Origin of the sequence: Bradyrhizobium sp. 23 (assembly GCF_023073295.1) — a bacterium.
Classification (GTDB): Bacteria; Pseudomonadota; Alphaproteobacteria; order Rhizobiales; family Xanthobacteraceae; genus Bradyrhizobium; species Bradyrhizobium canariense_D.
Genome location: NZ_JADPJF010000096.1, coordinates 1 through 14,045 on the forward strand (window position 1 = coordinate 1; position 14,045 = coordinate 14,045).

At 60.8% G+C, this 14,045-nt stretch carries 8 protein-coding genes and 6 pseudogenes; 10 read left to right on the forward strand and 4 right to left on the reverse strand.

Features of this window, described 5'->3' with window-relative positions; translation table 11 throughout:
• The 3 genes and pseudogenes from IVB32_RS22810 to IVB32_RS22820 all read left to right on the forward strand — a co-directional run.
• On the forward strand, positions 1-649 hold a 649-nt coding region (locus IVB32_RS22810; RefSeq protein WP_247411494.1), incomplete at its 5' end, for a transposase.
• Between the two features lie 546 nt (positions 650-1,195).
• Positions 1,196-2,920, forward strand: a complete 1,725-nt coding sequence (locus IVB32_RS22815) for a DUF3363 domain-containing protein (protein ID WP_247411498.1) — start codon at positions 1,196-1,198, stop codon at positions 2,918-2,920.
• 276 nt (positions 2,921-3,196) lie between these two features.
• Positions 3,197-3,404: pseudogene (locus IVB32_RS22820) on the forward strand (cold-shock protein).
• A gap of 178 nt (positions 3,405-3,582) precedes the next feature.
• Here the strand turns inward: IVB32_RS22820 and IVB32_RS22825 are convergent.
• A pseudogene (locus tag IVB32_RS22825) lies at positions 3,583-4,406 on the reverse strand (polysaccharide deacetylase family protein).
• A 439-nt stretch (positions 4,407-4,845) separates the two neighbouring features.
• On the opposite strand from IVB32_RS22825, the gene IVB32_RS22830 reads away from it, so the two are divergent.
• The 6 genes and pseudogenes from IVB32_RS22830 to IVB32_RS22855 form a co-directional block, all read left to right on the forward strand.
• On the forward strand, positions 4,846-6,816 hold the full coding sequence (locus tag IVB32_RS22830) for a conjugal transfer protein TraG (RefSeq protein ID WP_247285494.1): 1,971 nt from the start codon (positions 4,846-4,848) through the stop codon (positions 6,814-6,816).
• Entirely contained in the window at positions 6,800-7,249 is a 450-nt protein-coding gene (locus IVB32_RS22835; RefSeq protein WP_247408862.1) for a CopG family transcriptional regulator, read from the forward strand. The genes IVB32_RS22830 and IVB32_RS22835 overlap by 17 nt, the downstream gene beginning before the upstream one ends.
• A 560-nt stretch (positions 7,250-7,809) precedes the next feature.
• Positions 7,810-8,001, forward strand: a complete 192-nt coding sequence (locus IVB32_RS22840; protein WP_247411502.1) for a hypothetical protein — start codon at positions 7,810-7,812, stop codon at positions 7,999-8,001.
• A gap of 678 nt (positions 8,002-8,679) precedes the next feature.
• Positions 8,680-8,880 (forward strand): hypothetical protein, encoded by a 201-nt coding sequence (locus IVB32_RS22845; RefSeq protein ID WP_247285497.1) that lies wholly within the window; start codon positions 8,680-8,682, stop codon positions 8,878-8,880.
• Positions 8,881-8,906: 26 nt separating this feature from the next.
• On the forward strand, positions 8,907-9,323 hold the full coding sequence (locus IVB32_RS22850) for a hypothetical protein (protein WP_247285498.1): 417 nt from the start codon (positions 8,907-8,909) through the stop codon (positions 9,321-9,323).
• Positions 9,324-9,727: 404 nt separating this feature from the next.
• Positions 9,728-9,829, forward strand: a pseudogene (locus IVB32_RS22855) (IS21-like element helper ATPase IstB); the annotation flags it as partial.
• Here the strand turns inward: IVB32_RS22855 and IVB32_RS22860 are convergent.
• From IVB32_RS22860 to IVB32_RS22870, 3 genes and pseudogenes are all read right to left on the reverse strand, one after another.
• Positions 9,828-9,920: pseudogene (locus IVB32_RS22860) on the reverse strand (ATP-binding protein); the annotation flags it as partial. The pseudogenes IVB32_RS22855 and IVB32_RS22860 overlap by 2 nt on opposite strands.
• Before the next feature lie 1,444 nt (positions 9,921-11,364).
• On the reverse strand, positions 11,365-12,270 hold the full coding sequence (locus IVB32_RS22865; RefSeq protein WP_247360304.1) for a hypothetical protein: 906 nt from the start codon (positions 12,268-12,270) through the stop codon (positions 11,365-11,367).
• Between the two features lie 265 nt (positions 12,271-12,535).
• Positions 12,536-12,682: pseudogene (locus IVB32_RS22870) on the reverse strand (IS3 family transposase); the annotation flags it as partial.
• A 222-nt stretch (positions 12,683-12,904) separates the two neighbouring features.
• Between IVB32_RS22870 and IVB32_RS22875 the strand changes: the two are divergent.
• Positions 12,905-14,045, forward strand: a pseudogene (locus IVB32_RS22875) (IS110 family transposase); the annotation flags it as partial.

A 14,045-nucleotide genomic window follows, 5' to 3' on the forward strand; every position in this document is an offset into this window, starting at 1 on the left:
GCTGAAAGTGTTTGGCATCCGGCTGAACCGGGTCGGGCGCGGCGGCTTTGCGCAAGTCGTGCGCGAGGCGGTGGCCCACGATGCACTTGTCAGCGAGCTGATCGACGCCATGCTGAATGCGCGCGCGGCGCTGTGGAAGGAGTACTGCCGGCTGCACGACCTGGTGGTTCGCCTGGTCGCCGGCCATGAGCTGTGCCGGCGCTTCATGCAGATTCCTGGCGTCGGCCCGATCGCGGCGCTGAGCTTTATGACCGCGGTCGACGATCCCTCGCGGTTCAGGCGCTCGCGCGACGTGGCGGCCTATTTTGGCCTGACCTCGCGGCGCTGGCAGTCCGGCTCGTCTATCGACGTCAAGGGCCGGATCAGCAAGGCGGGCGACGGTGACGTGCGGCGGGCGCTGTACGAGGCGGCCAGCGCTTTGCTGACTCGCTACAAGAAAAAAGACAAGGTCAAGGCGTGGGGGCTGGCGCTGGGCAAGCGCTCCTCGCACCGCAAGGCGACGGTGGCGGTAGCGCGCAAGCTCGCTGTGATCATGCATGCGATGTGGACCAGCGGCACGTTCTACTGCGGCGATCCGGACGCCTCGGCGGCGGAGATGCATGCCGAAACAACAGCTAAGCAGCGCAAATTGCTCGGGCCCTACGCATGAGGCGCGTGATCCTGCAACCTGGCAACGACGCGGTGATGGCCGCGACCTGAACACGGAGCTCCGCCACCGGCGGATGAGGACTGGTGCAGCACCAACACGACGGAACGCACGTTATCTTGCCTGCGACGATGCATCTTCGGATGCCGACCGATCGCGCCGGATTGCCTGTGATGTGGCTCCGTCACACCGATGGAAAGATGCGCCGCGACGGCGTCCGCGCTGCCTTGCTGCAGCGAAACTGTGCCGTCGCTGAGCGCGGAAGACTGCACGGCGCATCAGGACTCGCAAGCCTCGCGGCGCATCGTGTCATGGCGTGGATCAGAGAGGCTTGTCGCAAGCGAGAAAGGAAGCGAGAATGGCTGAGGTCAGACAGACGACACGACCGATTAAGACGGCAGGATAAAAGCCGCAAGGTGCGGCCGGTCGGTTGCGAGAAATCTTGCCTTAGTTTCAATCATCCGGTGCAACTTGCGAATCTTGAGCGCACATTTTCAGTTTTGCCAAATTGCAGCCGCGGCTCAGCTTTTTGCACTCTGCCGGCAAACGATGGCCGGTAAGGACGACTTCCGAATCCGCCCTGGCCGCATTCGCTCTACGCGAGCGCCGCGGGCAAAGCCGTTTCTGGCGCAGGCCCTCAGAGCCGCGCAGAAGGCCGGCGGCCTGTCACGCGGCTATCGTCGTGGAACAAACTTCGGGCGTGGGCGCGCCGCGAGCCTTGCAGCGTCCAGACTGCTCAACAACCGCGCTCGCGGCGCCATGGTCAAGGCGCGGGTGGTTCGCCGAATGCGCACGCCCGGGGCGCTGCGGGCCCATCTTGGTTATCTGCAGCGTGACGGGGTCACCCAGGACGGAGCGCCAGGCAAGCTCTTTGACGCTCTCGGAGATGAAGCAGACGGCCGCGCCTTCGCCGAACGCTGCGAGGGTGACCGACACCATTTCCGCTTCATCGTTTCGCCCGATGATGCAGGCGAGCTCACCAGCCTGCGCAGCTTCACCCGTGAGCTCATGGATCAGGCCTCGCGCGACCTTGGAACGCGCCTCGAATGGGTCGCGGTCGATCACTGGAATACGGAGCACCCGCACATTCATATTCTCGTGCGCGGACGCGCCGATGATGGAAAAGATCTCGTCATCAGCCGCGATTACATCGCAACTGGCTTGCGCGCCCGGGCCGGCGATCTCGTCACCCGCGAACTGGGTCCCCGATCCGAGCTCCAGATCCGGGAAGGGCTGGAAGCCGAGGTGACCGCCGAACGCTGGACCAGGCTCGACCGGGTGCTCGCGCGGCAAGCGGGATCGGCCGATGGGGTCATCGATTTAAAGCCGGAACGGGATGGTGCCCGGGACCCGTTACGAGACATTCGGATCGGGCGGATGCGGATGCTGGAGCGCCTGGGTGTGGCAGAGCCGGCGGGGCCCGCTCGCTGGGTCTTGGCCGAAGACGCCGAGCCACGCCTGAGGGCGCTTGGCGAGCGCGGCGACATCATCAAGCGGCTGCACAAGGCGATTGCCAAGGATGGTATCGCACGCTCACCGTCCTCCTTTGCGCTCGAAGGCGAGCATCACGGTGAACCGATCATTGGCCGTCTCGTCGCCCGCGGACACGACGACGAGCTGAGGGGCAATGCCTTTGCCATTGTCGACGGCATAGACGGGCGCATCCATCACCTCAAACTCCCCGATATCGAGGCGGCTGGCGACGGACCGATTGGAGGCGTCGTGGAGCTCCGCCGCTTTGAGGATGCGAAGGGACGGACACGCATCGCACTCGCGGTAAGATCGGAACTCGTCCTCGACAAGCAGGTCACCGCGGAAGGCGCCACATGGCTCGACCGGCAGCTTGTGGCGCGCGAACCTGCTGAGTTCTCGCGCGCCGGTTTCGGCGCAGAGGTCCGGGCAGCCCTGGAACAGCGAATTGATGTGCTGACAGAGTACGGACTTGCCCAGCGGCACGGCGACAGAGTGCGGCTTGGCCGCGATCTGATCGAGACCTTGCGAAGCCGCGAGCTCGATAGCGCCGGCCGGCGCCTTGCGGAGGAGACCGGGCTTACGCATCTACCTGCTCAATCAGGTGAACAGGTTTCGGGGACATATCGTCAGCGGCTTTCCCTCGCCTCGGGGCGCTTTGCCATGATCGACAATGGACTCGGCTTTCAGCTCGTGCCATGGGCTCCTTCACTAGAACGGGAACTGGGCAAACAGGTGAGCGGGATCGCAGGTCCAGGCAATGTCGATTGGTCCTGGAACCGCAAACGGGGCCTGTCACTTTGACTGGCAGTCTCTTTGCTGGGCTACGACGCAAGACTGCCGCCCTAGCTGGGCTGCGCTCACCCACGTACAAGTGAAGCCCGCTATCCTTTTGTCGCTAGAAGAAGTTCGCCGTAGTCGCGCTCACTGCAACCATGTCCCAGCGGGTCTCGGGGGCCGGGACGTTCGCTGGTTCGACCCTTCTGCGTGCCCGGTTCCGAGCAACTGTCTCCTCCTGGAGATCTTGATGCCGGTGCGAGTTTTCGCTAGATCGCATGTGTTCATTTAGGAGAAGTGACGGTGACGATCGGTACTGTAAAGTGGTTTAACACGACCAAGGGCTACGGTTTCATCAAGCCGGATGACGGCGGCCCCCGACGTCTTTGTGCACATCAGCGCCGTTGAAACGGCCGGATACACCGGCTTGGCAGAAGGCGCTCGGATCAGCTTCGAGGCCAAGGCTGGTCGGTCCGGCAAAGTATCAGCCGAGAATCTCCGGATTGGATAAGGCCGACATCACCGACCGCGGCGGCAACGGTTGGATCGGGATCCCTCCTGAAATGAGACCCGATCTCGCCAAAGAAAGAGAGCTTCGCTAGTGGGCGATACGGCCGTGCCATGGTATCGATGTGGACCCGGGCTCACCGTGAGAACCAGCTGGTTAGATTAACCCAATCTACCCGCTGTCATTGCCGCGAACTGCTGCGGCTTGCCGCTGGGATGACTTCAGCGTTGCTCTTGATCGCGCCAGCCGGCACCAGATGCACGATGCGATAGCCATTCTCGTGCAGATAGCGCAAGAACGCCGGCATCATTGCGGCCGTTTGGGCCTGGGCATCGTGCAGGAGAATGATACCCTTGCTTGCGACCTCCAATCGCCCGGTAACGGTCTTTAGTTCTTGTTCTGGGGTTAGGTTCTCCCAGTCGCCCGCCGGAAGGTCAGCTCCAAACACGACCATCCCGCGCGAACGCAACAATTCGAGCGTCACTGGGCTCGAGTCGAAATACGGAAACCGGAAAAAGCGGGATGGCGGGCTTGGGGCGGAGACGCCCTTGAGCCCGTCTCATCAGCGGCAATTCCGCGATCAATATCCCTCTTGCCCTGTTCGAAGGTCATCTTCGACATCATCGTATGCGACCAGCTGTGGTGTGCGATGGTGGCCCTCGGCAGCTATTCGGCGAACAAGCTCTGGAGACTTTGCGGAGGACTTGCCGACCAGAAAGAACGTGGCCCGCACGCATTCCTCGGCGAGCGCCGCCAGTACCTTTTGCGTGATTGCGGCCGCGGCCCGTCGTCAAAGGTGAGGACGACCTCATGGTCGGCCAAAGGGAGCGTTTCCCGAAAGCTGTTCAACCCAACGCGCGGGTACGCCTTTGCATCGACCTCGAGGACGCGGGAGGTGCCGAGCACATCCTGCCGCGGGCAGTCGGCCGCGTCTGTCACGACCACCCCGGCAAGTAGCAGGGTCACAGCACCAGCAAGCGGCGTGGTCAATCTGAGCAGGCGCATCTTTGAATGCGCCACACCTCCACCTTACCTGAGCCACCAGCATTGCCGAAGTACGATAACCTCATGCGATTCAGGTGGCTCTTGGGGAAGGTCGCTTGGCCGCGGGTGAGCTTATCTATTGCGCGATCGTCAGAACTCCGGGACGCATTCAGCGACACCAGGGTTTGAATGCTCCAGGAGGGGCAATCTTCAGGAACGCTTCACATTACTTGAGCGAAGTCAGCGTTTTCTGCCTATCCATGAGCTCTCACGCACATAATCGGCGTTTCGGCGCCGTCTCGTGATGCAAACCTCGATCGATCAGTCCCGCTTAACTTGAATGGGTTGGCTACGTATCTCGGCTTTGTCCCCGCCGATCTCTGCGCTGCCACGCGCGCCACTGCGACGCGAGCACCATTTTAGTTGTGTGCGCACGTCGATATGCCGAGATAACCCGATCATGTCGGCGACAAAAATCATTTGGCACCAGGTCATCCTGGTCTGCCTCATCGTGCTCGCGTTCCTGTGGGCGGCGACCGAATGGACAGCTTGGCGGCTTGCCTTCCAGCAGCAGCTTGGGGCTCCCTGGTTCAAGCTCGGACATTGGCCAATTTATCAGCCGGCAGCTTTCTTTGGCTGGTGGTTCAAGTTCGATGCTTACGCGCCCGTCGTTTTTGTGGAGGGTGGCGCGATTGCTGCAAGCGGCGGCATCGCGGCCATAGCGATGGCCATGTTGCTCTCGGTCCTGCGGGCCCATGAAGGGCGGGACGTCACCACCTACGGCTCGGCGCGCTGGGCCGATCTACGCGAAGTCAAACGGGCGGGACTGTTAGGCCCTGACGGCGTCGTGCTCGGCCGGTTCGGACGTCACTATCTGCGCCACGACGGGCCCGAGCATGTGCTATGCTTTGCGCCAACGCGCTCCGGCAAGGGTGTTGGCCTCGTCATTCCGACTCTTCTGACCTGGCCGGCCTCCACCATCGTCCATGACATCAAGGGTGAGAACTTCCAGTTGACCTCCGGATGGCGCGCGCAATTTGGGCCCGTGCTGTTGTTCGATCCGACCAATCCGGCCAGCGCCGCCTACAATCCACTCCTCGAGATCCGCCGTGGCGACTGCGAGGTGCGAGATGCTCAAAATATCGCCGATATTCTCGTCGATCCTGAGGGTGCACTCGAGCGCCGCAATCATTGGGAAAAGACCAGCCACTCACTCTTGGTGGGGGCAATTCTGCATGTCCTCTACGCCGAAGCCGATAAGACTCTCGCTGGGGTTGCAAATTTCCTTTCGGATCCATCTCGCCCGATCGAGGCTACGCTCAACGCAATGCTGGCGACTCCGCATCTTGGGACAGGCATCCATCCAGTCGTCGCATCAGCGGCACGCGAACTTTTGAACAAAAGCGAGAACGAGCGCTCGGGTGTGCTCTCGACGGCGATGAGCTTCCTCGGGCTCTATCGTGATCCGGTAGTTGCCAAGATCACCGCGCGAAGCGATTGGCGCATCCGTGATCTCGTCGACCGTCCTGAATCCGTCTCACTGTACCTTGTGGTGCCGCCATCGGACATCGTCCGCACCAAACCCTTGATGCGGCTCATCCTGAACCAGATCGGACGGCGTTTGACCGAGAGCCTTGATCCCGACCGGCGCCGGCAGAAGCTGCTTCTGATGCTTGACGAGTTTGCAGCCCTCGGCCGGCTCGACTTTTTCGAGAGCCAACTCGCCTTTATGGCAGGTTACGGCATCCGCAGCTTTCTCATCACGCAGAGCCTTAACCAGCTCGAACGCGCCTACGGTCCGAACCATGCGATCCTTGACAATTGCCACGTCCGGATCGCCTTTTCGACCAATGACGAGCGCACCGCCAAGCGCGTCTCCGACGCGCTCGGAACTGCGACCGAATTGCGAGCCATGAAGAACTATGCGGGCCACCGCCTGAGCCCGTGGCTTGGGCACTTGATGGTCAGCCGCCAGGAGACCTCTCGTCCGCTGCTGACTCCCGGCGAAATCATGCAACTGTCTCCGCAAGACGCGGTCGTGATGATTTCCGGTGTGCACCCGGTCCGTGCTAACAAGGTCCGCTACTATGAGGATCCGCAATTCCAGCGACGTGTCTTGAAGCCGCCCCGCTTGGAGCCGAACAAGCAGCCCACCCGCCCAGATGACTGGTCAGCCCGCGCCCAAATATCGCCGTCGGGCCAGCTGCTGACCAGGCGCACGGGCAGGAGCGACGAGGCGAACGGCGGCTTACGCCGCGAGCCGGAATTGCATGAGGAAATCGAGATCAAGACGCCGGCCGGCGAGCACGAGTTCGACCCCGAGCTCGACGAGGGTGACGAGGATGCCGTCCAGGCGCAACTGATGAGCCGGTCGATGCAGGGAGTTGCGCGAACCGTCACCCTCGATCCCGACGATGGAATGGACCTGTGAGCGAGGCAGCGTGAAAAAGGTCCAGCTCAGCATCTATCTCGATCCCGGAACGTTCAAAACGCTTGAGGCCTTCGCAAGCCGCGGTGGCCGGTCCAAGTCGCTGGTGGTCGAGGCCGCAATAGGTTCCTTCCTTTCTCCGGACGATTCCGATCGGCGCGAGGCTGTGATAGCAAAACGGCTGGATCGGATTGTGCGGGTGCTCGAGCGTCTTGAACGCAATGATGGCATCACGCTTGAGACCGTCGCGCTCTTCATCCGGTTCTGGCTGACCTCAACTCCGGCATTGCCCGAGCATTCGAGCCCTGCCGCCCGCGCCAAGGGCGGTGAGCGGTACGACCGCTTTGTCGAAGCGCTGGGACGACGACTTGCGAGCGGATCCAGCGTCCTGAAGGAGGTAAGCATCGACGTGCAAGCCTCCAAGAAGCCCGAATAGAAACTTCTCCGCGCAGAGTGCCTGTGACGGCTCCTTGGCGATCGAGCGCCGGGCCTAGGTGAGCCGAGCGGGCGCGCGCGAAGGCAGACCGACACAGAGTCGTGAAGCGCGGGGAGCTTTCTTGACGTCCCAGAAGGCCATCGCGAGTCGCCCCTAGCTGCCGCGCAGGAGGCTGAAAGATCCGGCTCATCTTGAGCCCGCCTCGTCTTTCTTTGGCTACGCCAGACTACGACGCCGATGTCGGCGCGATTGATGTCGTGGTCGGATTGACCCTTCTGTCGACGCATCATCGCTGGGCCGATTCATCTGTTTCGACCGGAAAGCCACGCCGCACGGATAGCGTGTGCCGTTTCGTGCGGTCGCAATTGAGGAGCTGAAGAAACAATGCAGATCGATGGTGAGGCTGAAGGTCAGGCCAGCTCGATTGGGAAAAGTTCCGATGGCAGGTGGAGCCGAGCTCGAACGAAGGTCTGCGAACCAAGAAGATCATCGTTCAGCTCTCCGAAAGCATCTTCGAGCGGCTTGAAGCCGCGACCGAACGCGCGGGAGCCGGCAAGAGCATGGTCGTCGACACGGCGCTTCAGCGTTTTCTGGCTCCTGCGCCAGCGGCCGAAGGGCTCATTCGTGAAACTCCGGACCGGTTCAGTGGTCAGATGGCAAGGCTCGAGCGCGAGGTCGCGATCGTTGCCGAGACAGTGGCCCTGCATGCGCGCTATCACCTCACCGTTACGGCGGCCAGCGACATTCCCTAGATGCATTCAGCAAAATACGAGGACTGGGACATGGTCATGACATGGCCACTCACAGACCAGGGCCTAATGGCGCGGGAGCCAACGCCGTGACCGACACCGCTCGCCAGCTCGGCGTGACGAAACTGACACAGGCGGGCCCATTGGCGTGCTTAGCAGCAGAAATATCGCCCTGTTCGCTTCCTATCCGGCGGCGGCTCGACTGCTTCGTGAGCCTGCTATAACCGGCGTGCCCTCGCTCGTGCTGACGGACCATGACCAGCTTCGCCCACGGCGCTTAAAGGAAATCTCAAAGAAAGAAAAACGATCGGACATAAACACCGGCGGTCTGTCTGGACCGGAACGCCCGCTGCGGCTGCCCCGGAGATGGATTCGCCGCGGGAAAATAGACACTCTGGCAAGTGGCGAGACATCGCACCGACATCGCGGCGAAAATCGTCAAAAAGAGCCGCTCCAGCGCTGAATACCATCACGGAGGCGGTTCCTCCAGCGCTGGCGTGGCGGAGCCAGACCAGCACAACTGTCCTGCTTCGACGGCATGGCGGCAACGTCTTGGACAATCAACAAGCAACGACGACTGTGGTGAAGTTCATACTCGACTTTGGAATCAGCTAGTAGTCTCTTTGAGGGGTTCACCGTGCTTTCTCTGCTACCATTCTTTGCGCCTTCCGGAGTCGCCAAGTGTTGGACGCAACGACCACTGCGCTTTTGCGTGCTGTTCTTGAGGAGGTTTGCGACAGTCTGCCTCGCAGCGAAACCGGCACTCGGGCCCATGTCGCTTCCAAGATCTTGGAGGCCGCCAACAGAGGTGAGATCACGGTGAACCGCCTTCGGCAGGTCGGCATGGAAGCTCTTCGCTCCGCGCCAACGATGTGGCGGTAGATGCAGACAACTCTGATAGCGCTCATGTGAATTTCCAGGTCACGGTGTTGAAGATCCTTGTCGGCTACCCGGACGGGTTCGCATCCATGCCGGATCTCAAGCGAGACATGGCCATTTTGGCCACGAGCGGTCCGGATTGGGCGGCGCGCACCAAGAGAATGGGCGCCCGCGTGCCCGAGCTCGATCTTTTTTCGCAGCGACTCGTCGAGCGAGTGAATCGAGGGTGGCGCATCACGGACAAGGGACGAGCGGTGCTCGAGCTGATGGAGCCGCGGCCGAGCACGGGCCAAGTCCAGCGAGAGGACCCGAGAGCTCCTGAGCTGCCATCGCCAGTGCCGGCACGATCCCTTTCTGTCGAACTACGCCGGCGCGAGCCCGAACGACTGGGGCGGCGCCGGTCCTCTAAGAGCCGATCGTGCGCACCGCACTCTCCGACTATGTAGGTGATCATGGCCGCGCCCCACAATCAGGTTGCCGAAGGAGGATTTTCGATGCCGTTGTGGCTTTCTTTTTATTGGAGAGCTGGAACGAGAAGTGCTGACATCTCAGCACATATCGGAGCACATATCGGGGAGAGGTGCTGTTGCTTCGATCAGCTCCAAGATCCCGGATGCGAGGTGCGCTGGACCTCGATTTTGACGCGTGAAGCGTCGGTCCTGTGTCCATCGTCCGGAACGGTGTCCCGACGTGTCCATAGCCGGTAGTCGCGAGGCTGACCCATCTGCCGCTCTCGGTGCGGTCGTCCAGCTTCAGGTAATCGCCCGCCGCTTCCGCTGCGATGCCGTCCTATGCGTGCGGGCGCCAGAGAGGTATGCCGTTCTTCGACAGAGGCCTGATAGCCGCGTCGCAGCGCGTTGTCGGCGATCTGCTCACCACCGACATCAGCGAGAAGCAGGCAAGATCGATCAAGTACCAGCTCAGCATCGCTAAGCTTCCGCTCGCCAACAACGGGCACCATCGTGGATACAGCTTGTGGCGATAGCGATAGCCAGATGGGTCTTGCCGGTACCGGCGCCGCCCACCAAAACGGCATTCCGCTGCGTTAGCAGTCGGGCGCATGCGCTGGAATCAGCCGAAGAAAGGGGGCCAAACGCGAGATTTCAGCGTGAATGCGCTGAGAGTTGCATCAATCGACATCGGTATAATACAACAATAGAGCTAGACGTCCGAAAGGCGCATGGTCAAGTGTTGGGTACGAAATGCTCCGATCGGAAGCCGAGACGACACACTCAGGTGAGAAGCGAGATTGTTCGTTCCATTGCGTGCTGAGTTCATCGGGCAAGGGCGACCAAAATTGTCGCTCTCCAAGAGATTAAGTCCGGCGAGGCTCGATCGTGGTCACAGACACTGCAAAAGACGGGGCCCGTCGTGTCCCATTCAATCCTCCGCTTGAAGCAAAATACATGTCCGTTGACGGCAGCCTCGGCGGCAAGCTGTCTCGTGCTGAACACGGGCGAAAGTGGCGCCTTACTCGAGCACGTCCCGCCGACACTCAACCAGTTCTTTTTGATCTTCACATCAACCTCAGCGGTACGCCCGGTTTACCGACTCTGCAAGGGAGCATGGGTTCAGGGTTCCAAAATGGAAGTTGACTACGTGTGCAAGCTGCCGAGCTTCGCTCGGCATATGTAAGACACTACCTTATGATTGTGGCAACCCGCATCGATGTGGACCCGGACCCACTCGGTAACACATGGGATGAGACGGTCCTGCCTTCAGCGTGGAAGTTCGTTGAGATAGTCTATAGTTCGCGTTCATCACTAGAACTTCGTCGAGTGCACGGCCATTGACTGGGTGGGCTGAATAGCCGATCCGGGCGAGGCGGAGATTGGCGTGCATCACGACCTCTTGCACGCGACGCCTCCAACCCAATTCTTTCGTTGTCCGCGAAAGCGTCGCTTGTGCCTTCAAATTGACCAGCGAGGCGAAGCATCAGATTCAACCTTAGTTCGCGCACGAGGAGACTTGCGGCTCGCGCACGGCTCGGCCGATGTCGCCGCAACCGCCGGAAATCACGGTGATGCGTCCTGAGAGACCGAGGCCGTTCATGCCGTCGCCTTTCTGTCTGTCGCGCCGGCGACGATGGCGCAATCCGCGCCCAGCGCAAGTCCCCCATTCCTCCGCCCAAGCTTGGGAAGCCTAGTCATTTCGAATTTCACGGTCCTCCGGCAACCACGCACGAACCCGCGGAGATTGATGCCACCGTCGCGATGGAGATCGATAGGGTAAATGATCGGCGCTGATGCCTCTTCAAGGTTGTCCGCAAGGGCTCGGGATCCAGAATGTCACCTTGGCTGAGAAGTTCCTCTCTTTGCGGTCTGCGGTAGATCGGGTAGGACATGGTTGACCTCCTGATTCACTCACAATGGGAAGATGGGACCTTGAGCCTCCTTTTTGGTTCAGATGCGAGGAATTCCGCACCTTAGGCAACGCCAGGACTGCAAGCAGCCCACCGAGTTTCTACGGCAACGAACATCTTAGAGATTAGTGGGACTCTCCGCGCTTCTCGCCTTGTGGAGATGACTGCACGTTTGGCTGTGGGGACGATGATGTTCCCGTCTGTGGCTCAGAGGTAGGAGATGGTGATATCTGTGTCGGCGGCGCTGGCTCCGCTTTCGTGTGTGGCGATCCAGCCGGAGGAGGAAGCAGCGGGGAAGAGGCGGGAGGAGCCTGCGTCTGCGAACTGTGCGACGGCGTCGAAGTTTCAGCTTTGCCTTCCTGCTTGTGCTCGTCTTTCCCGGGCGGCACGGGAATACCAAGCCTTAGCATTAGTCCTGTGGTCAGCACGGTGTTCTGCTCGGTCAGCTTGTTCACCACCGACGTGTGGTCGTGGTGCAACGCGGTGTACTCTTTTTCGAGCGATTCCACCCTCCACATCAAAAGGTAGATGATGATCACTGCGCCGAGTATGAGCGCGGTCAGTGGCGTCCTCGCGGCCGCAAGAGCCCGATTAAATCCATGCCCACCTGCGCCCCCACCATGCCCACCTGCGCCGCCGGCAAGTCCCCCTTGCCCTGGCGAGACGTGCGCTTGCAAGGCTACGTTGCCATTCACGGTGTCGTTGAACGCCTCCGGCGCACTGAATTCGAGCACCGTCCAGAACATCTCGCTTAATAGCTCTTCCCCGCCGATGACGAGTAGTAACAGTTCGATGGAGCCATACCGCACGCCGCGTACTTCGATGCGGACGTCCCTCCAACTCCGATCCACACGAGAAATCTTCTGCGCGAGCTTTGTCCCGAACTCTTGAATGAGCGCCCGTTCATTGTCATCGGGTGCGGGAGATCGAGTCGGGCTGCTGCTCTGCCAATAGTTGGTCCAAAACTCTTTCTTTGTTGCACTGGGAGATGTGCTCGGCAGTGACAGGCGTACTACGGCCATCCTCTGCATGTTACCCCCTCTGCTTGTTCAGACTGCCATGGTCGGCGCACGGGCATCATTGCGACAAATTAAGAAGACGGCCCCGCTATTAGAGCAACGCTGGGCCGCAAGTGAAAAGCGTGATCCCACTTCACACATCGCAATGTGTCCAAGGAGCGCATTCTAGCGTGACGACCCAACATTGCATAGCGCGATTGTGAAGCAACTCACACCTCTTGGTAGAAAGCCTCTTGACTACCCCGGCGGTGACGGCATGCTTTGCTCGCCCAAGTCTCATGGGACGCCGCAGGTGATAAATGCTGCCGCGGCTGATCTGCAAAACTTCCGCTTGCTTGGTGATCGACAGATCGTGCTCGCGGTCGATCATCGCTTTGCGCTCAGCAATCCCGCCTTGGTGAGCGCGCCTTCTAAAAAACTGGTCTCAGCGCTGCTCGCTCCCTGTGGGATAGAAACGCATTGCCGCTAGACTGCGGCCGGAAGGGAGCGGCCGATATGATTTTGGTGGCATGTGACCCCGCTAGAAAACCTGGTCCATGGGCTGTTGCGTACGTGAGAGTGGTGACGCCGTCCCGGCGATCCCGTCTAGGAATATGAATAAATTGCGTAGCCCAGCCCTTCCGCCGTGTCAGCAGGAGGATTGGAGATGAACCGCAACAAATCGAAATCCAGGGCCGACCGCACGATGCCCATGGTGCACCCGAACGCGGCTGCCATCGACATTGGCGCGACCATGCACATGGCTGCCGTCAGGGCAGATCGCGCACCTGAGCCAGTACGCAGCTTTGGTACCTTCACGGCTGATCTGCATCGGCTGGTCGACTGGTTTCAGAATGCGGCGTCGAGACCGCCGTCATGGAATCGACCAGTGTCTACTGGATCCCGATCTTCGAGCTTCTCGATGCACGGGGGTTCACTGTGTTTCTTGTCAACGCGCGCGATGCCAAGCACGTGCCGGGGCGCAAGACCGATGTCAGCGACGCGCAGTGGCTGCAGCGGCTCCATTCGTTCGGGTTGCTGCGAGCCGGCTTTCGACCCAAAGGGCAGATTGCCGAACTGCGAGCCTACGTGCGTCAGCGGGAGCTTCTGCTGGAGTACGCGGCTTCACACATCCAGCATATGCAGAAAGCATTGACTGAGATGAATCTTCAACTCCACCACGTTGTGGCCGACATCACCGGTGCGACCGGCCTGGGCATCATTCGCGCGATCCTTGCCGGCGAGCGCGACCCTGAGGCGCTGGCGTGCTTACGCCATTACAGCTGCCACTCCAGCGCCGAGGCGATCGCGAAGGCGCTCACCGGTAGCTACCGTGCCGAGCATCTGTTATGCGCTCGATCAGGCACTCGCCCTTTACGACGCCTATCGCGAGAAGGCATCAGCCTGCGATGTCCGGATCGAAGCTGTGTTGAAGGAACTCAGCACCCACAGGGGTCGTGATCATGGATCAGCACCGCCAGTCTCGCGGCGTCGGAACAGAACCGATCAGGCGAACGCTCTGGCTTTCGACATGCGGGCGGCGCTGTTCGTGTTGCTCGGAAAGGACATCACTATGATCGACGGCCTCGGCCCTTACCTTTCGCTGAAGTTGATCGCGGAATGCGGCGACGACCTTACCTCATGGCCAAGTGCAAAGCATTTTACCTCCTGGCTGGGGTTGGCTCCGAGCAATAAGATCTCCGGCGGCAAAGTGCTCTCGTCACGAACGCGCCGATCCGGCGGTCGGGCCGCGGCTCTTCTGCGCCTCGCTGCCGTCACCGTCGGACGCACTGACACCGCGCTCGGCG